Origin of the sequence: Haloterrigena sp. KLK7 (assembly GCF_037914945.1) — an archaeon.
GTDB classification, from domain to species: Archaea; Halobacteriota; Halobacteria; order Halobacteriales; family Natrialbaceae; genus Haloterrigena; species Haloterrigena salinisoli.
The window spans coordinates 3,624,104-3,645,741 of sequence record NZ_CP149787.1; the positions used below are offsets into that span (position 1 = coordinate 3,624,104).

At 67.2% G+C, this 21,638-nt stretch carries 18 protein-coding genes; 9 read left to right on the top strand and 9 right to left on the bottom strand.

From position 1 onward, the window contains the following. Positions 1 to 75: 75 nt before the first annotated feature. A complete protein-coding gene (locus WD430_RS17950; RefSeq protein ID WP_339103788.1) occupies positions 76 to 1,431 on the top strand; it encodes an aminotransferase class III-fold pyridoxal phosphate-dependent enzyme in 1,356 nt (451 codons plus the stop codon). Between the two features lie 81 nt (positions 1,432 to 1,512). Further along, complete coding sequence (locus WD430_RS17955; RefSeq protein WP_339103789.1) at positions 1,513 to 1,866, top strand: hypothetical protein; 354 nt, start codon at positions 1,513 to 1,515, stop codon at positions 1,864 to 1,866. 106 nt (positions 1,867 to 1,972) lie between these two features. Here WD430_RS17955 and purD read toward each other — a convergent pair whose 3' ends face one another. Then, complete coding sequence (purD, locus tag WD430_RS17960) at positions 1,973 to 3,265, bottom strand: phosphoribosylamine--glycine ligase (RefSeq protein ID WP_339103790.1); 1,293 nt, start codon at positions 3,263 to 3,265, stop codon at positions 1,973 to 1,975. 163 nt (positions 3,266 to 3,428) lie between these two features. On the opposite strand from purD, the gene WD430_RS17965 reads away from it, so the two are divergent. Both WD430_RS17965 and WD430_RS17970 read left to right on the top strand, forming a co-directional pair. Continuing rightward, positions 3,429 to 4,376, top strand: coding sequence for a DUF6498-containing protein (locus WD430_RS17965; RefSeq protein ID WP_339103791.1), 948 nt, complete (start codon positions 3,429 to 3,431; stop codon positions 4,374 to 4,376). After that, a complete protein-coding gene (locus WD430_RS17970; RefSeq protein WP_339103792.1) occupies positions 4,376 to 4,867 on the top strand; it encodes a hypothetical protein in 492 nt (163 codons plus the stop codon). Before WD430_RS17965 ends, WD430_RS17970 begins: the two co-directional genes overlap by 1 nt. A 119-nt stretch (positions 4,868 to 4,986) precedes the next feature. Here WD430_RS17970 and WD430_RS17975 read toward each other — a convergent pair whose 3' ends face one another. From WD430_RS17975 to WD430_RS17995, 5 genes are all read right to left on the bottom strand, one after another. Then, positions 4,987 to 5,190, bottom strand: a complete 204-nt coding sequence (locus WD430_RS17975) for a hypothetical protein (RefSeq protein WP_339103793.1) — start codon at positions 5,188 to 5,190, stop codon at positions 4,987 to 4,989. Between the two features lie 45 nt (positions 5,191 to 5,235). Then, positions 5,236 to 7,935, bottom strand: coding sequence for a DEAD/DEAH box helicase (locus WD430_RS17980; RefSeq protein ID WP_339103794.1), 2,700 nt, complete (start codon positions 7,933 to 7,935; stop codon positions 5,236 to 5,238). A 3-nt stretch (positions 7,936 to 7,938) separates the two neighbouring features. Continuing rightward, positions 7,939 to 9,609 carry a ribonuclease H-like domain-containing protein gene (locus WD430_RS17985; RefSeq protein WP_339103795.1) on the bottom strand — a complete coding sequence of 557 codons (1,671 nt, stop codon included), beginning with the start codon at positions 9,607 to 9,609 and terminating at the stop codon, positions 7,939 to 7,941. A gap of 80 nt (positions 9,610 to 9,689) precedes the next feature. Next, positions 9,690 to 10,304 carry a hypothetical protein gene (locus WD430_RS17990; protein WP_339103796.1) on the bottom strand — a complete coding sequence of 205 codons (615 nt, stop codon included), beginning with the start codon at positions 10,302 to 10,304 and terminating at the stop codon, positions 9,690 to 9,692. Then, on the bottom strand, positions 10,301 to 10,888 hold the full coding sequence (locus tag WD430_RS17995) for a hypothetical protein (RefSeq protein WP_339103797.1): 588 nt from the start codon (positions 10,886 to 10,888) through the stop codon (positions 10,301 to 10,303). Before WD430_RS17995 ends, WD430_RS17990 begins: the two co-directional genes overlap by 4 nt. A 183-nt stretch (positions 10,889 to 11,071) precedes the next feature. Here WD430_RS17995 and thyA point away from each other — a divergent pair, with 183 nt between their 5' ends. Continuing rightward, on the top strand, positions 11,072 to 12,088 hold the full coding sequence (gene thyA, locus WD430_RS18000; protein ID WP_339103798.1) for a thymidylate synthase: 1,017 nt from the start codon (positions 11,072 to 11,074) through the stop codon (positions 12,086 to 12,088). Beyond that, positions 12,085 to 12,633, top strand: coding sequence for a dihydrofolate reductase (locus WD430_RS18005; protein ID WP_339103799.1), 549 nt, complete (start codon positions 12,085 to 12,087; stop codon positions 12,631 to 12,633). The genes thyA and WD430_RS18005 overlap by 4 nt, the downstream gene beginning before the upstream one ends. Positions 12,634 to 12,672: 39 nt before the next feature. Here the strand turns inward: WD430_RS18005 and WD430_RS18010 are convergent, their stop codons facing one another. After that, entirely contained in the window at positions 12,673 to 12,873 is a 201-nt protein-coding gene (locus WD430_RS18010) for a heavy metal-associated domain-containing protein (protein ID WP_339103800.1), read from the bottom strand. A 287-nt stretch (positions 12,874 to 13,160) separates the two neighbouring features. Here WD430_RS18010 and WD430_RS18015 point away from each other — a divergent pair, with 287 nt between their 5' ends. Together WD430_RS18015 and WD430_RS18020 are read left to right on the top strand one after the other, a co-directional pair. Next, complete coding sequence (locus WD430_RS18015; protein ID WP_339103801.1) at positions 13,161 to 16,391, top strand: MEDS domain-containing protein; 3,231 nt, start codon at positions 13,161 to 13,163, stop codon at positions 16,389 to 16,391. Between the two features lie 102 nt (positions 16,392 to 16,493). Then, the gene (locus WD430_RS18020) at positions 16,494 to 18,734 is read left to right on the top strand and encodes a thioredoxin domain-containing protein (protein ID WP_339103802.1); all 2,241 of its coding nucleotides are present in this window, start codon (positions 16,494 to 16,496) and stop codon (positions 18,732 to 18,734) included. Positions 18,735 to 18,767: 33 nt separating this feature from the next. On the opposite strand, the gene WD430_RS18025 is transcribed toward WD430_RS18020, so the two are convergent. Together WD430_RS18025 and WD430_RS18030 are read right to left on the bottom strand one after the other, a co-directional pair. Beyond that, positions 18,768 to 19,691: a hypothetical protein gene (locus WD430_RS18025; RefSeq protein WP_339103803.1), complete on the bottom strand. Its 924-nt coding sequence runs from the start codon at positions 19,689 to 19,691 to the stop codon at positions 18,768 to 18,770. 265 nt (positions 19,692 to 19,956) lie between these two features. Next, entirely contained in the window at positions 19,957 to 20,331 is a 375-nt protein-coding gene (locus WD430_RS18030; RefSeq protein ID WP_339103804.1) for a thioredoxin domain-containing protein, read from the bottom strand. 329 nt (positions 20,332 to 20,660) lie between these two features. Here WD430_RS18030 and WD430_RS18035 point away from each other — a divergent pair, with 329 nt between their 5' ends. Next, positions 20,661 to 21,638 (top strand): PLP-dependent cysteine synthase family protein, encoded by a 978-nt coding sequence (locus WD430_RS18035; protein ID WP_339103805.1) that lies wholly within the window; start codon positions 20,661 to 20,663, stop codon positions 21,636 to 21,638.

Sequence of the window (21,638 nt, forward strand, 5' to 3'; positions counted from 1 at the left end):
CGGCGGTGGGCGATTCGTTCTCGTATCGCTGCCTCTCGTCGGCGATTATTTCACATGCGGGTGATAACACACGGTATGGACCGCGATACGGTCGAACCGCAGGTCGGAACGATTCCCGACGAGCGCGCCAGGCAGTGGGTCGACTACCACCACGAGTTCGCCGCACCGAGCACGTACGTCTACGAGTTCGTCTGGGACGCGACCGCCGAAGCCGTCGGCCCGTTCTGTACCGACGTCGACGGCAACGTCCTGCTGGACTTCACGAGTCACGTCGCCGCGGCCCCGCTGGGGTACAACCACCCCGCGATCCGCGAGAAACTCGAGGCGTTCGACCTCGTCGATCCGCTGAAGATCGCCGGCCAGGACTTCTACGTCAGCGGCGGCGGCTCGCCCGACGATCCCGACTTTCCGGGCCCGACGCAGCTGATGGACCGGTTGGTCGCGATGACCGACCACTACGACATGGATCGGGTCTTCCTGTCGAACTCCGGCGCCGAGGCCGTCGAGAACGCCATCAAGATCTGCTACGCCGCGGGCGGCCACCGCGCGTTCACCTTCGACGGCGCCTTCCACGGCCGCACGCTGGGCGCGCTCTCCCTGAATCGATCGAAGGCCGTCCACCGCCGGGGTTACCCCGAAATTCCGGGCGTCGTCAGCGTTCCCTATCCCTCGACCGACGCGGAGTACGAGCGCCGCTGGCGCACCGACGGCCCCGGCGGGAACGTCGTCGCGGACAAACTCCACCCCGAGCGCGGCGTGATCGACCCCGAGGAAGTCGCCTACCTCGTCCTCGAGCCGATCCAGGGCGAGGGCGGCTACCGGGTCGCCCACCCCGAGTTCGCCCGCGACCTCGAAGAACTGCGCGAGCGGTACGACCTGAAGATTGTCGCCGACGAGATCCAGTCCGGAATCGGGCGGACGGGCGAGCTGTGGGCAGTCGACCACCTCGATCTCACGCCGGACGTCATCACCGCCGGGAAGGGGCTGCGCGTCGGCGCGACGATCTCCCGGTCGGACGTGTTCCCCGCCGAGAAGAGCCGGCTCTCCTCGACGTGGGGCGCCGGCGACGTCATCGCCTCGCTGCAGGGCGTGCTGACGATCGATACCATCCACGAGCGGAATCTGCTGGCCAACGCCCGCGAGCGCGGCCGGCAGTTGCGGGAGCGACTCGAGGACGCCATCGCGGACGGCGACGCACCCGGCGCCCTCGAGGTCCGGGGGCGCGGACTGATGCTCGCCGTCGAGTTCGATACCAAGGAGCGCCGCGAGGCCGTCATCGAGGCGGCCTTCGAGCGCGGGCTACTCACGCTGGGCTGTGGCCACAAGACGCTGCGCCTGCTGCCGCCGCTTTCCGTCACCGAACGGGAGATCGATCTGGGGGCGAAACTGCTGCTCGAGGCGGTGGCGGACGCCGAGTCGCGACTCGAGTGACGACGACGCGAGCGCGGTACGACACACGTCGTCGTACGAAAGCCCGCTGCACTTCCGCCGTCCGTGCGAACACGGTCTACGATGATCGGCGCATTCACGGTCGGCAAGAAAGCGGTGAAGTTCGGGTACAAACGGTACGGCATTCCGGGCGCAATCGCGTCGGGCGGGATCGTCCTGGCTGGATACGTCGCCGTTCGCCGCGCGCTGAAATCGCAGACGAACGCCGACGACGCGACGCTCGATTCGGCCATCGACGCCGAGTCGATCAAATCGGCCGTCGAGGAGGACGGCCTGCAGGCCGTAACCGACACGCAGACGCTCGACGACGCGATCAACCAGGACGAACTGGGATCGCCCGTCGATACGGACGACGTCCAGTCGTCGGTGTCGGACGAGACCGAGGAATTCACCGGCGGACAGGATCAGCAGACGTAGGACCGTAGCCGACGCCGTTTCGCCGATCGCGCGTGCGTCGGCGTTCCGATCTCCCGACCCTCAGAGAGGCGATCCGATCGAGGGACCGCGCGCGACAGTCCGCGAGTTACTCCCCGCGGATCTCGTTCACGTGATCGATTCGCTGCTGGACGAGATCGGGTTTGCCGATGTCGTGGCGCACGTGGAGTCCCTCGTCGCCCGCGACCTCGAGGGCGTCCTCCGCGATTTTCTCGGCCTCTTCGATCGAGTCGGCGACGCCCACGAGGGCGAACGCGCGCGACGTGGTCGTGTAGATGCCGTCGTCGCGCTCGTCCACGCTGGCGTAGAACAGCAGGGCGTCGCCGGCGCTGTCCTCGTCGACTTGCACCTTCGCGCCGGCCTCGGGGTCCGTCGGGTAGCCCTCCGGCACGGCGTACTTACAGACCGTCGCCTGGGAGGCGAAGTCGAGCCCCGGCGGCGCCTCGCCGTCGCGAGCTGCGGTGAGCACGTCGAGGAAGTCCGTCTCGAGGACGGGCAGGGTGTTCATCGCCTCGGGGTCGCCGAAGCGGGCGTTGAACTCGACGACCTTCGGCCCCTCGCTGGTCAGCATGAACTGGCCGTAGAGGATCCCGCGATAGTCCTCGAGGGCGTCGACGGTGGCCTCGATGATCGAGACGGCCTCGTCGTAGTCCTCCTCGGTCATGAACGGCAGTTCGTCGGTCGCGTCGGAGTAACTGCCCATTCCGCCCGTGTTCGGGCCCTCGTCGCCCTCGTAGGCGCGCTTGTGGTCTTGCACGGCGGGGGAGGTCTCGAACGCGCCGTTGGCGACGAACGCCTGGATCGTGAACTCCTCGCCGACCAGTCGTTCCTCGAGGACAATCCGATCGTAGTCGGACTCGCGGATGTACTCCTTGCCCTCCTCGGCGGTCACCTGATCGCCGATGACCTTCACGCCCTTCCCGCCGGTGAGGCCGGCGGGCTTGATCGCCAGATCGCCGTCGTAGTCGTCGATGAAGTCGCAGGCCGCGTCCATGTCGTCGAACGTCTCGAAGTCCGGACAGCCCGGGACGTCGTTCTCCTCCATGAACCGCCGCTGGAACGCCTTGTCCGTCTCGATCCGGGCGTCCTCCTCCTTCGGTCCGAAGGCGTAGACGCCCGCGGCCTCGAGTTCGTCCGCGACGCCGGCTTCCAGCGGCGATTCGGGCCCGATGACGGCGATCGTCGCGCCGACGTCCTCGGCGTAGTCGACGACGGCCTTCGGATTGGTCGTCTCGAGCGTCTCGAAGTCGGTCGCGATCTCCGCGATGCCCGGATTGCGGTTCCCCGCGCAGGCGTAGAGGTCGGCCTCGCTGTCCTCGAGCGCGCGAGCGATGGCGTGTTCGCGGCCACCGCCGCCGATCAGGAGCACGTTCTCTCGCATGGTCGATAGCGGGACGCACGAACCTGTAAGCGTTGCTCTTTCCGCGAGCCGAAAGTATGCACGGTCGTGGCTACCGCGGTCGCGTTCGCCCGAGCGATACCGGTTTCGCCCAAAAGTTCAACAGTATTATAAGATGTGGCGAGGAACACGAACGCCGTAGCCGATGGTCACGCCCCGAACCCTCGAGCGCTCCTCCTCCTGGATCGGGTTCGCTCCCACCCTCGTCGCGAACCTGCTTCCGCTCGCTGGCGTCCTCGCGTTCGGCTGGGACGCGGCGACGCTGGTGACGGTCTACGCGCTCGAGGTGTTCCTGTCGTTTCCGCTCACGGCGGCGAAGGCGTTGTTCGCCCAGCAGCCCCCGAAATGGGACGACGGCGACGGCGAGGACGAGGAACCCACTATCTCGGACGAACTGAAGCAGCGACGCGGTAGCGCGAAACCGGTGTCGTGGCTCCCGCCGGTCTATCCGCGGAACGTGCCGTTCGTCAGGACCGTCTTCTTCGGGTTCGCGTGGGTCTCGATCGCCATCGCGACCGTCCTGAGCGAGGTCGTTCCCGTCGCAGACGTACTCCGGCGACCGGAGGTGGTAGTCAGCGTCGTCGCGCTGGTGGCCGCCTACTCGGCCGACGTGTGGCGCGACTACCTCCGCGGCGGCCGCTACGAGACGGTCTCCGCCTACGAGGTCGTTGAGGCGCACATCGGTCAGACGCTCTTTCTGGTCTTCGTCCTCATGGTGGTCCCGAGTCCCGAGAACGCCGGCGGGACGGCTCTCCTCGGCGGATTCGTCCTCGGTAAGGTGCTCGTCGACTGGGCGTCCTTTCGCGCCGACCACGGCGAACCGGGACGACTCACCGGTTGGCTCGCCGGTCCCGACGATCCGACGGAGCCGGGTGAGCCGCCGGCGGTACCCGACGGCGATCCCGACGCTCGCATATCGACCGACGACACCTCCGTTCTGTACACCGCCGCACAGAAGACGCTGTTCGGAGCCGTCTTCTTCGCCCCGTGGATCGTGATCTCGTGGGTCGTCGTGCTCGCGGTGTTCGCCGGTGACGACGCTCCCCTGTCGATCGTGATCGGCACCGGCGTCGCGTACGGTTCCTGCTCCTGATGCTGCCCGCGACGGAGTTTCTGGAGACGGTTCTCAGATACGGCCCGCTCGAGTACCGACGGTACGAGGACCGACTCGTCGCGTACGATACGTGGGTCGACGAGCCGCAGTGGTCCGTCCCGCTCCACGAGATCCGGGACGTCGCGGTCGTCCGCGATAACCTCCCGGATCACCTCCTCGGGACGCGGACCTTCGACGTCACGCTGGGATGGGGCGACGACGAGTTCCAGCGGGACCTCGGGCCCGTGGCGGATCCCGACGTGTTCGTCTCCGCGTTCGAATTACGGCTGCGGACGACGGACCTGGAGCCGATCGATCGACGGCTCGCAGGGCCCGCTGTCGTTCTCGGCGTCGGACTCGCCGGGGCTCTCATCCTCTGGTACAGGCCGTGGGTGTCGGTTATCTCGCTGGTCCCGCTCGCGTTTCTCCTCCCGTTTTCGCTGGCGGTTCCGTGGGGACTCTGGAGACTGGCGTATCCGAGCCCCGAGTGAGCGATGTCGAGTCGTGGTCTCGCTCCTCGAGGTTTCGATCCGCACTCGAAGGGAGCGAGGCCGCTGTGCGTGTCGACGCAGAACCGGGCCGAGCGGACCGGTCCCGAGCCGGCCGCCGTTCACTCCGCTCGCAACCGCTCGGCGAGCCGTTTCGCGCCCTCCCACGGAAGCATGAGGACGACGGCGAACAGAACGACCGCTCCCAACTGGGCGAGCAGTCCGTCAGCGACACGTACCGCCAGCTGCCCCGCTCCGATGGAGACGAGGAACGTAGCGATGCGGTCCGCGTCCCAGTCGAGAACCGCGGATCGGAGGGCGGACATACTCCGATACTGTGACTGAGGTAACATAATTTACCTGATCGGATCTCACGCGTAGAACAGCGGCGGCCGTCGATCCCCACCGTGCTCCTCATCGGGAAGGTACGCCTCGAGCGCGGCCTCGCCCTCGTTACCCAGCAATTGATCGAGCACGTCCACGGCCGCGTCGCGGTGTAGCGGCTGATTGTCGTTGCCACACTGGTCGTCCATCACGCAGGCCGGACAGCCGTCGACGTTGCCGCAGTCGCAGTCCGCGATGAGTTCGCGAGCGCGCTCGGCGACGGCCTCGTAGTTCTCGTAGATCGCCCGCGCGAAGCCCAGGCCGCCCTCGATGCCGTCGTAGATGAACCAGCCGCTGGCGGGGGTGCGCTCGAGGCCGTTCGCGATCTCCCGGACCGTGGCCTCGGCCGCGGCGATGTTTCGCGGCGCGCCGTCTCCTCCCGGACTGCCCGCGGTTCCGAACTGCGAGCCCGCGTCCGCATCTGCGTCTGCCTCCTGATCGAGATGCGAGTCGATGGTCAGCGTCGCCAGCCCGCCCAGATCGCGCTTGTCGACCATCAACTCGAGCGGAGCGACGCCGATGGTGGCGTGCTCGGCGGCGTGGAGCCCGCCCGCGTAGCCGAGGTGCGCCGTTCCCGCCAGCCCGTCCTCGAGTTCGGGCACCTCGAAGTCTCGGTACTTCTCGATCAGCGCGGTCTCGATCCGCTGGGGCACCTCGAGCCAGCACAGTTGGGTCTCCATCTCGAGCGGCGGGTTTTCCGTGGAGATCCCCTGCTCCTTGCGTTTCCCGCCGTGGACGGCGACCTTGTCGTAGCTGCCGTGATACACGAGCACCCGACCGCGGCCGAAGTGCAGCGTGAAGTCGCCGATCTCGCGGGACTCCTCGGAGACCGCGTCGAGGACCGTCACGTCGGTTCGCGTCCGCGTGTAGTAGTCGACGTCCGTCGGTCGGACGGTCACCGAGGGTCGGGGCGCGTCGTGGTCGACGGCCGTCACCTCGTACTGCTGGCCCTGATGCAGCCGAACCGCGCCCTCGTGGAAGTCCCGCAGCACTCGTTCCCTCGCCAGCGGCTCCATTCCCGGGTCGTGGCGCTCGTCGACGCCGTCGGCGAGGTCGACCTCGTACTCCTCGCCCGTCGTCGCGTACAGCGAAATCGTCTGCTGGGGCCGCGGCGGTCCCACGTAGGAGACGCCGGTCTCGAGGCGCCCCCGCAACTGGCCCGCGCGTCGCCACATCTCGATCGCCCGCTCGAGGCGCTCGCGGTCGGCGAGCGTCCCCACGTCCGACTCGTCGACGGCGAGTTCGTCGGCCGCACAGCGCAGGTGCTGGGCGAAGACCGCGTCGTTGTCCACGTCGACGACCGCGTCCTCGACGTCGGACTCGAGCAGGTAGTCCGGGTTGTTCACGACGTACTGGTCGAGCGTGCGGTGTTCGGCGACGAGCACCGACAGGGCCCGTTTCGTCCCGCGGCCGGCGCGGCCGATCTGCTGCCAGAACGACTGGCGCTGGCCGGGATAACCCAACTGGACCGTCGCGTCCATCTCGCCGATGTTGATCCCCAGCTCTAAGGCGTTCGTCGATGCGACGCCGTCTAACACGCCGGTCTTGAGCTGGTGTTCTGTCCCGTGGCGCTTCTTGCGCGAGTGGCCGGCGTGGTAGGGCTCGATCGCGCTCCCGCGGTCCGGATTCGTGTAGTAGCGGCGGTTGTCGTGGCGGTGTTTCGACGCCCGCTTGACCGAGAGTTCGGCGAGCTTCCTCGAGGGCGTGAAGAGCAGCGTCTGGGCGTCGTGGTAGGTGAGATGCGAGAGCATTCGCGGGGCCTCGACGGTGGCGGGGACGCGCTCGACGATGGCGGGCGCGTCCTCTTTTTGTGCCTCGCCGCTCTCGCCCCATTCGTCGCGTTCGTCGTCCGTGTTCTCCCGTCCTCGCGGTGGGGGGTTCCACAACACCAGATCCCGCGGCCCGGTCGGCGAGCCGTCGTCGTCGACGACGGTCACCGACTCGTCGATCAGCGCCGACGAGTGCTCGGCGGGGTTGCCGATCGTCGCGCTCGTGAGGACGAACTGCGGGTCAGCGTCGTAGTAGCCGAGGACGCGCTTCAGCCGGCGGACGATCCAGGCGACGTGCATCCCGTGGACGCCCGTGTAGGTGTGGGACTCGTCGATCACCACGAGGTCGCAGGCCGAGAGGAACCGCGCCCAGCGGTCGTGGTCGTGGAGGTAGGTGTTCACGCCCGCGAAGTTCGAGATGATGACGTCGGCCTCCTCGCGGATCCGTTTGCGATTCCGTCCGCGCTCGGTGTCGCCGTCGTAGACTCGCACCGTGATCTCGAGCCCCAGATCGTCGAAGAGGTCGTTCAGCTCCCGCTCCTGGTCCCGCGAGAGCGCCTTCGTCGGATAGAGGACGTACGCCGTGGCGTCCTCGTTTCGGGCGCGGGCCTCGAGGTAGTTCCTGGCGATCTGGAGCGCGTAGATCCGGGTCTTCCCCGAGGAGGTGCTCGTCGCGACGCAGACGTTCTCGTCGCGGGCCAGCGCCTCGAGGGCCTCGGCCTGATGCGAGTAGAGGTCGTGCTCGAGCGGCCCCGCGAGTTCGGTCCGGAGAACGCGCTCGTTGGGGACCGTCGACGCCTCGCGGCCGGGCCGCTCGAGGACGGTGACGTCGTCTTCGGCCCGGTAGCCGGGAAAGGTGTCGACCAGTTCGTCGCCGGTGACCGGCACGTCCCGCTCGGAGTCGTGTTCGCTGCTCATGGGTTAGAAATCGCTCAGTCCGGTTTGCTCGCCGTCGCTGCTATCGCTGCCGGCGCTCGCGTCGCGTTGCGTCGCCGTTCTGTCCGTCGTCTCAGTTCCAGACGTTTCGGTCTCGGTTCCAGACGCCTCGGAGTCCGATGCGCTCGCGCTCGCGGGTGAAGACGCCGCGGCCGATCCGCTCGAGTCGGTCCGACTCGAGGCCGACGCCGTCGGCGTCTCCCGCAGGCGCTCGTAGACGTGCCAGAGCGCTCGGCAGTCGTCCTCGCAGTAGGCCTCGTGGCGGTCCCACTCGAGCGGCTCGCCCGTGCGCATGAACCGCTGGTAGGCCGCCGCGGTCTGGGCCCCGTCGAGGCCCGTCCGCGCGCCGTCGTAACCGAGCGCGTCGGCGACGGCCTCGAGCTTGTTCGTCCGCCCCGGCAGCAGGGCGTGCTCGTTTCGCACGGCCCAGAGGTAGAGGTCGAACTTGGGGATCGACTCCCACTCGTCGACGTAGTAGGGGACGTGCTTCGCGACGAATGCGCCCAGATGCCGGTAGTCGAATCCCCAGCCGTTCCACGTGAGCAGGGCGCGGTTCGGGTGCATCCCCAGCAGCCAGTCACAGAAGGCCTCGAGCACCGACGCCGGATCGCTCGGATCCTCCGTCTCGACGAACGCCCGGTAGGTGTCCGCGACGGGATCGTAGACGCCGATCTGCCAGATGATCGTCGGCGAGAGGCCGTCGGTCTCGATGTCGACGCACAGCGGCGGCGTCGACCAGTCGACGCCCGGCAGCGACTCGTCGGTGAGCCGACGGGGCTCGCCGGTCTCGAGCACCGTCGCGTGCTCGTGCATCGTCCGAGCGCCGTCGCGACCGACGCCCGGCAGCCCCGCGAGCGTCTCGACGGGCGTCTCGAGCAGCTCTTCGCGCGTCGTCACGCCGCGCTCTGCGAGTCGCTCCGCGGTCTTCGGTCCGATTCCGGTGACCGCCTCGAGGCCGAAGTCGGTCACGTCGTGCGTCTCGACGCGCTCGACGCCGTCGGCGGTGAGCGTGAGCACGGCGATCGATCGGGAGCGGCCGTACCCCTCGACGGGACCGGCGCCCCGGACGCGGACGGAGACGCAGTCCTCGTCGAGCGGTCCGACCTCGGCGCGTAGTTCGTGGTCGACGCCGCGGACCGCGCCGGTATCGGGCTCGAGGTGCCACAGTTCGTCGTATTCGGCGGGTTCGGCGCCCGTCAGGACGGTCGTCGCGCAGTCGGTCGGGAGCACGGCCGCGAGCGTTTCTGCGCCCTCGAGGCGCGTCTCGAGGGCCGTCGGCCGCACGGTCGTCGTCACGTCGTCGCAGACGAGCGCGGTGACGTCGCCGTCCCGAAGCGCGCTCGAGGCAGCCTCGGGCGACGCTCGAAGCGCACGGAGGCTCTGGGCGACGGCGATCTCGAGTTCGATCCCGTCGTCCGCACCGATCACACGTCGATGGATCGGCTCGTTCTCGCCGGTCTCGAGCGGCGGATGGAACGCCGGCGCGTCGAACGCCCCACGCGCTCGGGCGAACGACTGCGGCTCGCGGGCCGGGCCGAGCACCCAGACGGCGTCGGGCTCGAGGGTTCGATCGATGTCCTCGAGGGTCGCGACGGGGCGGTCGGCCAGCGCCGAGGGCGGGAGGGCGAGGAGGCGGACGCCCGCTCGAGCGGTCATTGGTGGTCGGGAGGCGGGCGGCGACAAAGAGGGTTTGGACACCGGAGCGAAAGTGGAGCGGTCCGCCGTCGGTGGCTCGCCTAGCCCTCGGCATCGGACCGTAGCCGGCGGCGGAAGAACCCGACGAGACCGCCGACATAACCGGTCCCCCAGACCGCCATGATCACCGCCCCGACCGCATTGAAGACGAAATCGGTGACGATGTCGTCGAGGCCGTAGACGGTGACGACCCCGCCGAGGGCGAACTCCAGCACTTCCCAGACGACGCCGGCCGCGAGGACGAAGACGACGATGAACACCGCTCGGAACGCCGGCGGGACATCGATGTCGTCGGAGTGCAACTCGAACGCCCGAAACGAGGCGTAGCCGATCCCCGCGATGATCGTCGCCGAGACCGTGTGCGTGATCTCGTCGTACCACTGGAACCACTCGTACAGCCAGAGCGAGCCGACGGTGTGGAGGATCATGGCGACGGTGATCCAGAGGACCAGGCCGACGTCCATCGAGTAGCCGTACTCCCGGCGCAACGCCGCCGGCAGGAGCGTGATCGCGAGCGCGAACCCGCCGGTCGCGGCGATGGCGAACCGCATCGTCACCAGTCCGTACCCGACGAGCCCGGCCAACGCGAACTGGAGGAGCCGAACGGCGAGTCGCTCCTGAGAATCGGACAGCCCCAGCCGATCGCTGAGCGTCATCGCGATCCCGTCCCGTTCGTTCGCTCGCCGGCGGTGTCGACCGATTCGAATCGAACGAAATACCACTGGAAGATCGCCCCCAGCACGAGTCCGACGGCCGTGACGACGACGAAGTCCCACTGGAGCTCCGTCTGCGTGCGCAGGAAGTCGGTCCCGAGCCACGCGTCGGAGTAGAACTGCGCGATCGTCCACAGCGCCTGCAGTGCGAGCGTCGTCAGCACGGCGAAGCCGACCGCGAACCGAGAGCTCAGTCGCACCGACGTAAACGCCTCGAGTTCGACGACCACGACGAAGGCGAGCGACGCGATGGCGAGATAGACGGTCGTTTCGAACGGAACGACGGCCGTCCCGGCGAGCACCGCGAACGCGGTGATCGAGAGGATCGGCCACGGGACCATCGCCGTCCACTCGCGGGTCACCAACGCCGGCACCGATGCGACGGCGACGACGAAGAGCTCGAACCCGCCCCACAGAGGGACGTCCCGAAGGAGATTTTCGATCGCATCGACGGCCACGATACCGAGCAGTAGCCAGCCGACGACGGCGTTCGTCCGCTCGTCGTGAGCGAGACCATCGAGCGCCACAACCGGCTAGCCCGACGTGCATCCACTAAAACCCGCAGCCGGCTTCACAGTGGGTGTGAGGTGAACGCTCGCAGTGATCCTGGCTGGCCGAATCGAGCGGCGGTGAGCCGTTCTCCGTCTCGCGACGGACGCGATACGCGGGACCGATACCGATAACTTCGCCCGGTCTGAACGTCACTCCCAATGCGACAGTACCTCGAGCTAGTCGACACGGTCCTCTCCGAAGGCACCTACAAGCCCAACCGGACCGGCGTCGACACGATTTCGTCGTTCAGCGAGCACTACGAGGTCGATCTTCAGGACGGCTATCCCCTGCTGACCACGAAGCAGATGGACGGCTACCGCTGGAACTCGATGCTCCACGAAGTCTGCTGGTATCTCTCCGGCGAGGAACACATTCGCGACCTCCGCGAGGAGACCAAGATCTGGGACGCGTGGGCCGACGAGGAGGGTCGGCTCGACACCGCCTACGGCCGGTTCTGGCGTCGATTTCCGATCCCGGAAGACGAGGCGCAACTCGAGGGCGAGTCCTGGCCCGACGAGGCCCACCAGTGGGTCACCGTCGAGGACGAGGGTCGGAAGACGTTCGATCAGCTCCAGTACGTCATCGACACGCTCTCGGATTCGCCCAACTCGCGCCGACTCGTCGTCAACGCCTGGCATCCCGCCAACGCGGCCGTCTCGACGCTGCCGCCCTGTCACTACTCCTTCGTCTTCAACGTGCAGGGCGACCGTCTGAACTGCCACCTGACCCAGCGTTCGGGCGACACCGCGCTGGGAATTCCGTTCAACATCGCGGCCTACGCGCTCCTGACGAAAGTGATCGCCCAGCAGACCGGCTTCGAACCGGGCACGTTCGCTCACACCGTCGTCGACACGCACGTCTACTGCGGCCGCGGCGACCGCGGCGAGTGGTACGCCGACAACCTCGAGGCGCTGCAGTCGCGGCTGGCCGACGTCGACGACCGCGAGGACTACCTCGCGGTCAAGGAGTGGCTCGAGTCCGAGGCCCCCGCCGAGGCCGACGGCGACGAACGCCTCGATCACGTGCCGGGCCTGCTCGAGCAACTGTCGCGAGAGCCGCTCGAGCGGCCGACGCTCGAGGTGGCGGACGTCTCGATCGACGAACTGGCGTACGAGGACGTCCAGTTGACGGATTACGAGTCCCACGAGGGCATCGAGTTCTCAGTGGCCGAATGAGCCGAACGACCCCGGACGACGCGTCACCGCCGGAGACCGACCGCGAACTCGTCGGCATCGTCGCCGTCGCCGACAACGGCGTCATCGGGAAGGACGGCGACATGCCGTGGCACATCCCGGCAGACCTGCGGCACTTCAAGGAAACCACGATGGACCATCCGGTGATTATGGGCCGGGTCACCTACGAGGGGATCCTCGAGGCGCTCGGCGAACCGCTTCCCGGCCGGACGACGGTCGTGTTGACGAGCCGGGACCTCGAGACGCCCGAGAATGCGGTTATCGCGGCGAGTCTCGAAGCGGCGCTCGAGGAGGCGGAAACCGCTGCTCGCGAGCGCCACGACGACGCCGATCGGGTCTTCGTCGCCGGCGGCGCGACGGTCTACGAGCAGTTCCTGCCCGCGCTCGATCGGCTGGTCGTCACCGAGGTCCACGAGGAGCCCGACGGGGACACCGACTTCCCCGACTGGGACCGGAACGCGTTCGAGGAGACCGCTCGAGACGAGCGCGACGGCTTCGCGTTCGTCGAGTACGTCCGTCGGGACTGAATCGGAAGCGACAGCGGATCGAACTCACTTCGCGCCGTCTCACCCGACGAACTCGTAGCCGGCGTCGTACACCGCGTCGCCGATCCGCTGGTCGCCATCGACGACGACCTCGACCGATTCGTCGCCGTGATCGGCCTCGACGCGGCGCACGCCGGGCACGTTCTTCAGCGCGTTCTCGACGTTGGTTTCACAGCCGGTGCTGGTCACTCCGGCGACGGCGATCGTTCGGCGTTCGGGCATGTGCGCTCGTCCACCTCTCCTGTTTATCATCCTTTCTGGAAACCGCTCTCACACGTTCCGCCGTCCGGCGACTCCGTCTTCACTCGAATTCGACCGGATGGGGCGTCCCGTCCTTCCCGCCGTGGGCGTAACCGTCGCGGAGCTATCGAGAGCGGCACGGGACGCAGAGACGCCGTAATCACTTCGGGAAGTGCCCGCGCTCGCGCTTCGACCGAGGCGGAAACCGGATGGTAGTACCGAGTTCAGCGATAACCAGAGTTATGATCCCGCGTAAACTATCCCGTTCAGTGAGTAACGATAGCGGGCGCAGTACTCAGCCGCGAGTACTGGGCCGTGAACGCGGCCCCGACGAACTACGTCAGCGCTCGGAATTCGCCGGACGGGCCGAGCCCGGCGATACGCACGACCACTCGAACGACCATTTCGCACTCATCTACGAGGACCGCGGAGACCAGTTCGCGTCTGCGATCCCGTTCATCCGTCGGGGACTCGAACGCGGCGAACGCTGTCTGTACGTCGTCGACGATAACTCCAGGGAAGACGTCCTCCGAGCGATGCGAAACCACGGCATCGACGTGGACGCCGCCCTCGAATCGGGTGCGCTTTCCGTCCCGACGCCGGCGGACACGTACCGCCAGACCGGCGAGTTCGATCGAGCGACGATGCTCTCGTTCTGGGAGGAGTCGCTCGAACAGGCGACGGACGTGGACGGCTACACGGGACTCAGAGCCGCCGCCGAGATGACGTGGGCACTGGACGGAGAGACGAGCGCCGACGAGTTGGTCGAGTACGAGGCCGCGCTCAATTCGCTCTACCAGGACGACGACTACGTCGTCATGTGCCAGTACAACCGAAAGCGGTTCCCGTCGTCGGTCATCCACGACGTCATCAAGACCCACCCGCACATCGTCTCCGACGGGACCGTCTCGCAGAACTTCTACTACACGCCGCCCGAGAAGTTCTTCGGCTCCGAGGAGACGGAGGCGAAGGTCGATCGCATGATGAACACGCTGCGGGAACGGACCGAGATGAAGACGGAGTTGACGGAGCGCAAAGCGTACCTCGAGCGGATTTTCGAGAGCAGTCACGATGCCATTCTCATCGTCGACCCCGAGGCGGACGAGATCGTCGACGCGAACTCGGCCGCGACGGAGATGCTCGGCTACACGCACGACGAATTGCTGGCCCTCGGTCCCTCAGACATCCATCCCGCCGAACTCGACGCGTTCCAGGAATTCGTCGAGGAGGTGTTCGAGGACGGCACCGGATGGATGGACGAACTCGCCTGTCACACCAAGGACCGAGGTCGGATTCCGGCGGAGATATCCGCATCGCGGATGGAGCACGACGGCCGTCCGGTCGTACTCGCGGTGGTCCGCGACGTCAGCGAGCGGCGGAAATGGGAACGGGCCCAACGGAGACTGTACGAGATCACGTCCACTCCCGAATGGACGTTCGACGAGAAAATTCACGCAGTCTTCGAACTGGGCTGTGAACACTTCGACCTCGACCTGGGCGGACTGGCCAAGATCGACCCGGACGACGACCTGTTCGAGGTCGAGGTGGTCAGCGACGACCACGACAACCTCGTCCCCGGGGCGCGGGCCGACCTTTCGGAGACCTACTGCCGGGTCGTCACCGACTCCCGCTCGGGAGACGCCGACACCGACCCGGTCGCGGTCACCGATCCCATCGGCGACGGGTTCGAAGGCGCCCTGTGCTACGAGCGATTCGGCGTGCGAGCGTACCTCGGTTCGCATCTCGAATTCGAGGAGGCCCCCGATCGGACGTTCTGGTTCGTCTCGAACACCCCGCGCGAAGACGGATTCTCTGAGGCTGAACGCACGTTCCACCGGCTGATGGGACAGTGGGTGAAATACGAACTCGAGCGCCGCCAGCGCGAGCAGGAACTGCGCGAGCGCACGGAGCACCTGAGTGCACTCGTCGAGACTGCGCCCGAATGCATCAAGACCGTCGCCGCCGACGGCACGCTGCTCCAGATGAATTCCGCCGGACTATACATGGTCGGAGCCGACTCGGAGGCGGACGTGATCGACGAGTGCATCTACGACCTGATCGCCCCCGAGCACCGCGAACGGTTCCGCGAGTTCAACGAACGGATCTGTCAGGGTGAACGCGGGACCCTGGAGTTCGACATCGTCGGGCTGGAGGGCACGCGCCGGCACATGGAAACGCACGCGGCGCCGCTGCGTCGCCCCGACGGGACGATCTCCCATCTGGCGTTGACACGCGACATCACTGACCAGGTCGAACGCGACCGCGAACTCGAACGGGCGCTCGACCTGCTCGAGAAGACCGAGCGCATCGCGGACGTCGGCGGTTGGGAAATCGACCCGGAGACGGAGGACGTGTTCTGGACCGGCCACATCTTCGAACTCCTGGAGGTGCCCGGCGACGAGGAACCGCCGCTGGACGAGGCGCTCGACATGTACCACGAGGAGGACCAGCCGATCGTCGAGGACGCCGTCGAGGCCGCCCTCGACTCCGGCGACCCCTTCGACGTCGAGGTGCGGCTCCGGACGGCGGCCAGCGGCGAGGTGCGCTGGCTACGACTCCAGGGCGTTCCGGAATCCGTCGACGACGAAGTCGTTTCGTTTCGCGGGGCGGCCCAGGACATCACCGAGCGCAAGCAGCGGGAGCAACGGCTAGAAGAGGTGATCGATAGACTCGAAGCGTCGAACGAACGGCTCGAGCAGTTCGCCCACGCCGCTAGCCACGATCTCCAGGAGCCGTTGCGGATGGTCTCGAGCTACCTCCAGTTGCTCGAGAGCCGCTACGAGAACGCGCTCGACGAGGAGGGCGAAACGTTCCTCGAGTTCGCCGTTGACGGGGCCGACCGAATGCGCGAGATGATCGAGGGACTGCTCGCGTATTCGCGGGTCGAGACGCGGGGGGACCCGCTGGAACCCGTCGACCTCGATACCGCCTTCGACGACGTGTTATCGGACCTCCAGTTCCAGATCGAGGAGCACGACGCCGAGATCATCGTCGGCGATCTCCCCCGCGTCGAGGGCGACGTCAGTCAGCTCCGGCAGGTGTTCCAGAACCTGCTCGAGAACGCGATCACCTACAGCGGCGACGAGCCGCCTCGGATCCACGTCTCGGCCGAACGTCGCGGTGGGCGGAGCGCGGAACGGAGTCGCCCGAGAGACGGCGACGCGGTCTCTCGTGACGATGCCGCCGCGGAGGGCGACGGCTCCGAGTGGATCGTCTCGATCCGGGACGAGGGCATCGGCATCGATTCCGACGACCAGGAACGCATCTTCGAAGTGTTCCAACGCCTGCACACCCACGATGAGTACGACGGGACGGGCATCGGACTGGCGCTGTGCGAGCGGATCGTCGAGCGCCACGGCGTCCGGCCGAACGACGAGAGGCCGGGCTCGACGGACGAGCGAAGCGAGTCCGTCGGCGGCGACATCTGGGTGGAGTCCTCCCCGGGCGAGGGGACGACGTTCTCGTTCACGCTTCCTGCGGTACAGCGCCTCGATCAGTGAGGGAATCGAACGCTCGAGTCCGCTGCAGACCGCCTCTACTCGAGGAGAGACACTCGAGTGGCGTACGTCGGCCTTTTACAGCGTCCGCCCGTAGCGACACCCATGAGCGATCCCACCGCGCGCAATCGGCTCGACGAGGAGGAGAGCCCCTACCTGCGCCAGCACGCGGACAACCCCGTCAACTGGCAGCCCTGGGACGAAGGGGCCCTCGAGGCCGCCGAAGAGCGCGACGTACCGATCTTCCTCTCGATCGGCTACTCGGCCTGTCACTGGTGTCACGTCATGGAAGACGAGAGCTTCGAGGACGAGGCGGTCGCCGAGGTGCTCAACGAGAACTTCGTCCCGATCAAGGTCGACCGGGAGGAGCGTCCGGACATCGACAGCATCTACATGACCGTCTGCCAGCTCGTCTCCGGACAGGGCGGCTGGCCCCTCTCCGCGTGGCTCACGCCCGAGGGCAAACCGTTCTTCGTCGGGACCTACTTCCCGCGGGAGAGCCAGCAGGGTCGGCCCGGCTTCCTCGACCTCTGTCAACGCATCAGCGACTCTTGGGAGAGCGACGAGGATCGCGAGGAGATGGAACACCGCGCCGACCAGTGGACCGAGGCCGCGAAGGACCGCCTCGAGGAGACCCCCGACGGCGCGGGTGCCGCGGGCGGCGCCGCCGAACCCCCGTCGAGCGAAGTCTTGGAGACCGCCGCGGACGCGGCCCTCCGGAGCGCCGACCGGCAGTACGGCGGCTTCGGCTCCGGCGGTCCCAAGTTCCCCCAGCCCTCGCGGCTCCACGTCCTCGCTCGCGCATACGACCGGACGGGACGGGACGAGTACCTCGAGGTGGTCGAGGAATCCCTCGACGCGATGGCCGCGGGCGGCCTCTACGACCACGTCGGCGGCGGCTTCCACAGGTACTGCGTCGATAAGGACTGGACGGTCCCCCACTTCGAGAAGATGCTGTACGACAACGCCGAAATCACGCGGGCGTTCCTCGCCGGCTACCAGCTGACCGGGGCGGACCGCTACGCCGAGGTCGTCGACGAGACCCTCGCGTTCGTCGCCCGGGAGCTGACCCACGACGAGGGCGGTTTCTTCAGCACCCTCGACGCCCAGAGCGAGGACCCCGAGACCGGCGAGCGCGAGGAGGGCGCGTTCTACGTCTGGACGCCCGACGAGGTTCGCGAAAATCTCGAGGACGAGACCACTGCCGACCTCTTCTGCGCCCGCTACGACATCACCGAGTCCGGGAACTTCGAGGGCCGGAATCAGCCCAATCGCGTGCGCTCACTCGAGTCGCTGGCCGACGAGTACGACCTCGAGGAAGACGAGGTCGAACGGCGACTCGAGGACGCCCGGCAGCAGCTGTTCGAGGCCCGCGAGGAACGCCCGCGCCCCAACCGCGACGAGAAGGTGCTGGCGGGCTGGAACGGTCTCATGATCAACACGTGCGCGGAGGCCGCGCTCGTCCTCGGCGAGGACGCGTACGCCGACCAGGCCGTCGACGCCCTCGAGTTCGTCCGGGATCGACTCTGGGACGCCGACGAGCGACGGCTCTCCCGGCGCTATAAAGACGGAGACGTCAAAGTCGACGGCTACCTCGAGGACTACGCCTTCCTCGCCCGCGGGGCCCTCGGTTGTTACCAGGCGACCGGCGACGTCGACCACCTCGCGTTCGCACTCGATCTGGCGCGGACCATCGAGGACGAGTTCTGGGACGCCGACCGCGGCACCCTGTACTTCACTCCCGAGAGCGGCGAGTCGCTGGTCACGCGCCCGCAGGAACTCACCGACCAGTCGACGCCGTCGGCGGCCGGCGTCGCGGTCGAGACGCTGCTCGCGCTCGACGAATTTGCCGACAGCGAGGGATCGGAGATCCCTCGAGCAGACGGCGAAGCCGTCGACGACGACTTCGAGGGAATCGCCGCCACCGTCCTCGAGACCCACGCGAACAAGATCGAGGCCAATTCCCTCGAGCACGCCTCGCTCTGTCTGGCCGCCGACCGTCTCGAGGCCGGCGCGCTCGAGGTCACCGTCGCCGCCGACGAACTCCCCGCGGAGTGGCGCGATCGGTTCGCCGACGAGTACCGTCCCGACCGGCTGTTCGCGCTCCGACCGCCGACCGAGGCGGGACTCGAGGCCTGGCTCGAGCAGTTAGGGCTCGAGGAACCGCCGGCGATCTGGGCCGGTCGCGAGGCCCGGGACGGCGAGCCGACGCTGTACGTCTGCCGCGCTCGGACGTGTTCGCCGCCGACTCACGACGTCGAGGACGCCCTCGAGTGGCTCGGAGACAACACTGCAGTCGGCGACTCGAGCGAGACGACTATCGACGAGTCCGAGAGTCCGTTCTGAGAGGGTCGAGAGCCGATTCGCGCTCGCGGTCGATTACTGCGACTGCGCGATCGGTTCTCGAGCCGTGACGTCGAACGTCCGGTCGCCGTGATCGGTCTCGATGGTCACCGAATACGTCTCGCCCGCTTCGACGTCGGGGTCGTCTACGGAGAGCCGGGCGATGCCTTCGGCGTAGTCGTAGGCGTCGTTCTCCGCAGTCGTGTACTCCGCCGTATCGACTACCTCACCGTCGAGACGGAGGACGGCCTCGCCCGATGCGGGCTCCGGGCTCCGGACGGCGACTCCGAACGACGTTTGCCCCGCCGTGTCGAGCTGTGGCGGGAGGTCGACGACTTCCACCTGCATCCCGCCCGGATAGTCGGGTTCGTCGGCGGTCTCGTCGTCCGATTCCTGTTCACCGGTAGTCTCGTTGTCCGACTCCAGTTCGTCGGTGGTCTCGGTATCTGACTCTTGCCCGTTGGCTTCCTCGGCAGTCCCGTCGTCCGACGCCTGATCGTCGTCTCCAGACGGGTCGGTGCCGTCGGATCCGTCACCGTCGTCGCCGTTCCCGCCGGTATCTTGGGAATCGACGGACTCGTTCGAATCGGTCTCGGTCGCACCGGTATCGCCGCCTCGCTCGTCGGTGCCGTCGTCTTCGCCCGCGAGACCGTCGCCTTCGCCGTCGGATCCCTCGCCGTCACTCGGCGACGGATCGGTTCCCGACTCGTTCGTCGCGTTGCCATCGTCGGTTCCGTTCCCGTCGCCCGCCGACTCGTTTCCGTTGCTCTCACCGTCACCGTCGCCCATCGACTCGAGGCCGTTGCTGTCGTCGCTGGCGAACTCCGTCTCGTTATTTTCAGCGCCGTCGTCGCCGACGCCACCGTTCCCGGTGAACTGGAACGCCCCGAACACACCGGCAATCACGACGACAACGAGCACTACGGCGACACCGACCGTTCCCACAGATTGGTCATTCATAGTTTCAGATGCAGACCCGTCGGGCCTAAACACGTTCCAGTACGAACGGGCATTTCAAAATAAGACGAGCCTGCACACGTATGGTATTTTTAAACGGATAATATATTACGAAAGAATGTAAATGGAGGGATGAACGTAACGTATCCCTAGAGATGTTCCAGCGAAGGGTCGATCGGTAGTGATCGTCGGCGGTCGCCCTACCAATAGCCCGTGCCCACCGCCCAGGCCGCGGGTCGACCACTGCCGCCCTCGAGTGCGCGTCGCGTTACGCCAGCTCTCGCTCGAGCTGATCGGCCAGCCAGATCGCCGGCGGCCGGTCCTCCTCCTCGACGAACCGCGTGACTTCCTCGCCGTCGTCGTCGAGAACGACGACCGTCGGGATGTACTCGATGTCGTACTCCTCGACGCCGGGTCCCTGCTTGTCCTCGTCGACGGCGGTCTCGTCAATCCGGTCGTCGGGGACGTCCGCGGCGTCGAGCGCGGCGCCGAAATCCGGCAGGAGTTTCCGGCAGTCCTTACACCAGTCGCCGCCCCAGACCTTGTAGACGAGTTCGTCGTTGTGCGCTTCGAGCGTGTCGATCGCGTCCTCGTAGGAGGCCTCGTCCCACGCGGGGTTTGGCTCCATCGTCTCGAGACTCATACCCACCGATAGCGCGTCCGGGGGCTTAACGACGGTGTTTTCGATACGGTCGTCGTCCGACAGACCAGCCGCCGCCTCGAGAGCCGACCGACCGCAACCGGCTGAGACCGAAACGGGCCGATTCGATCGAATCGAGGCCGTTCAGGGTCGTTGAGAGCGCCAGAAGACCGCGAACGAAGCCGAAACCGAATAGCCGGCACGTCCCGCCTGAGTCCAGCATCGGCTTTATACCGTTTCTTGTACCGGGTGATGCGAAGCACCGATAGTCGCTGCAGTCGCTCACCGACGTACAATAAACAGTATATGGCTCGACTTCCTAGGGGTTGCCAATGAAAGGCAGCATCCTGGACACCATCGGCTCGCCGCTCGTCCAGGTCGACTCGCCGGAGGGGGCGACGGTCGCCGCTAAGATCGAATCGTTCAATCCCGGCGGCTCGGCGAAGGATCGGCCGGCCCGCGAGATGATCCGGGCCGCCGAACGCGAGGGGCGAATCGAACCCGGCGACTGGCTCGTCGAACCGACCAGCGGCAACACCGGTATCGGGCTCGCGCTGGTCGCGGCCGCCCGCGACTACGACCTGACGATCGTCATGCCGGCGGACAAGTCCGAAGAACGGCGGCGGGTCATGGCCGCCTACGGCGCCGAACTCGAGTTGGTCGAGGGAGACATGGAGGACGCCCGCGCTCGAGCGAACGAACTCGAGGCCGAGGGCGCGATCCAGCTCGGCCAGTTCGAGAACCCCGCCAACCCCGAGGCCCACTACAAGACGACCGGCGAGGAGATCCTCGAACAGGTCGGCGACCGAGAGATCGACGCCTTCGTCGCCGGCGTCGGCACCGGCGGCACCATCTCGGGGACCGGCCGGCGGCTCCGCGAGGAGTTCCCCGACATGGACATCATCGCCGTCGAGCCGGCGCGCAACGCCGTCCTCTCGACCGGCGAGTCCGGCAGCGACGACTTTCAGGGGATGGGCCCGGGCTTCGTCAGCGACAACCTCGATCTCGACCTGATCGACCGCGTCGAGACCGTGAAACTCGAGAACGCTGAGGACGAGTGTCGGCGCCTCGCTCGCGACGAGGGCGTCCTCGTCGGCCAGTCCAGCGGCGCGACGAGCCTGGTCTCCCAGCGGATCGCCGGCGAGGTCGCCGAACCCGACCTCGAGTGCCCGGAGGTGTCGGGCGCGTTCGACGAGCCGGCGGCCGCGCCCGAACCCGACGGCGGCCGGCAGCCGGACGACTGTCCGCTCGTTGTCACGGTCTTCTGGGACAGCGGCGAGCGGTACCTCTCGACCGGCCTGTTCGACTGA

Bases quoted from the DNA above. Each gene is read 5' to 3' on its own strand.
- WD430_RS17950 (WP_339103788.1), top strand. From the start codon at position 76: ATGGACCGCGATACGGTCGAACCGCAGGTCGGAACGATTCCCGACGAG.
- WD430_RS17955 (WP_339103789.1), top strand. From the start codon at position 1,513: ATGATCGGCGCATTCACGGTCGGCAAGAAAGCGGTGAAGTTCGGGTAC.
- purD (WP_339103790.1), bottom strand. From the start codon at position 3,265: ATGCGAGAGAACGTGCTCCTGATCGGCGGCGGTGGCCGCGAACACGCC.
- WD430_RS17965 (WP_339103791.1), top strand. From the start codon at position 3,429: ATGGTCACGCCCCGAACCCTCGAGCGCTCCTCCTCCTGGATCGGGTTC.
- WD430_RS17970 (WP_339103792.1), top strand. From the start codon at position 4,376: ATGCTGCCCGCGACGGAGTTTCTGGAGACGGTTCTCAGATACGGCCCG.
- WD430_RS17975 (WP_339103793.1), bottom strand. From the start codon at position 5,190: ATGTCCGCCCTCCGATCCGCGGTTCTCGACTGGGACGCGGACCGCATC.
- WD430_RS17980 (WP_339103794.1), bottom strand. From the start codon at position 7,935: ATGAGCAGCGAACACGACTCCGAGCGGGACGTGCCGGTCACCGGCGAC.
- WD430_RS17985 (WP_339103795.1), bottom strand. From the start codon at position 9,609: ATGACCGCTCGAGCGGGCGTCCGCCTCCTCGCCCTCCCGCCCTCGGCG.
- WD430_RS17990 (WP_339103796.1), bottom strand. From the start codon at position 10,304: ATGACGCTCAGCGATCGGCTGGGGCTGTCCGATTCTCAGGAGCGACTC.
- thyA (WP_339103798.1), top strand. From the start codon at position 11,072: ATGCGACAGTACCTCGAGCTAGTCGACACGGTCCTCTCCGAAGGCACC.
- WD430_RS18005 (WP_339103799.1), top strand. From the start codon at position 12,085: ATGAGCCGAACGACCCCGGACGACGCGTCACCGCCGGAGACCGACCGC.
- WD430_RS18010 (WP_339103800.1), bottom strand. From the start codon at position 12,873: ATGCCCGAACGCCGAACGATCGCCGTCGCCGGAGTGACCAGCACCGGC.
- WD430_RS18020 (WP_339103802.1), top strand. From the start codon at position 16,494: ATGAGCGATCCCACCGCGCGCAATCGGCTCGACGAGGAGGAGAGCCCC.
- WD430_RS18025 (WP_339103803.1), bottom strand. From the start codon at position 19,691: ATGAATGACCAATCTGTGGGAACGGTCGGTGTCGCCGTAGTGCTCGTT.
- WD430_RS18030 (WP_339103804.1), bottom strand. From the start codon at position 20,331: ATGAGTCTCGAGACGATGGAGCCAAACCCCGCGTGGGACGAGGCCTCC.
- WD430_RS18035 (WP_339103805.1), top strand. From the start codon at position 20,661: ATGAAAGGCAGCATCCTGGACACCATCGGCTCGCCGCTCGTCCAGGTC.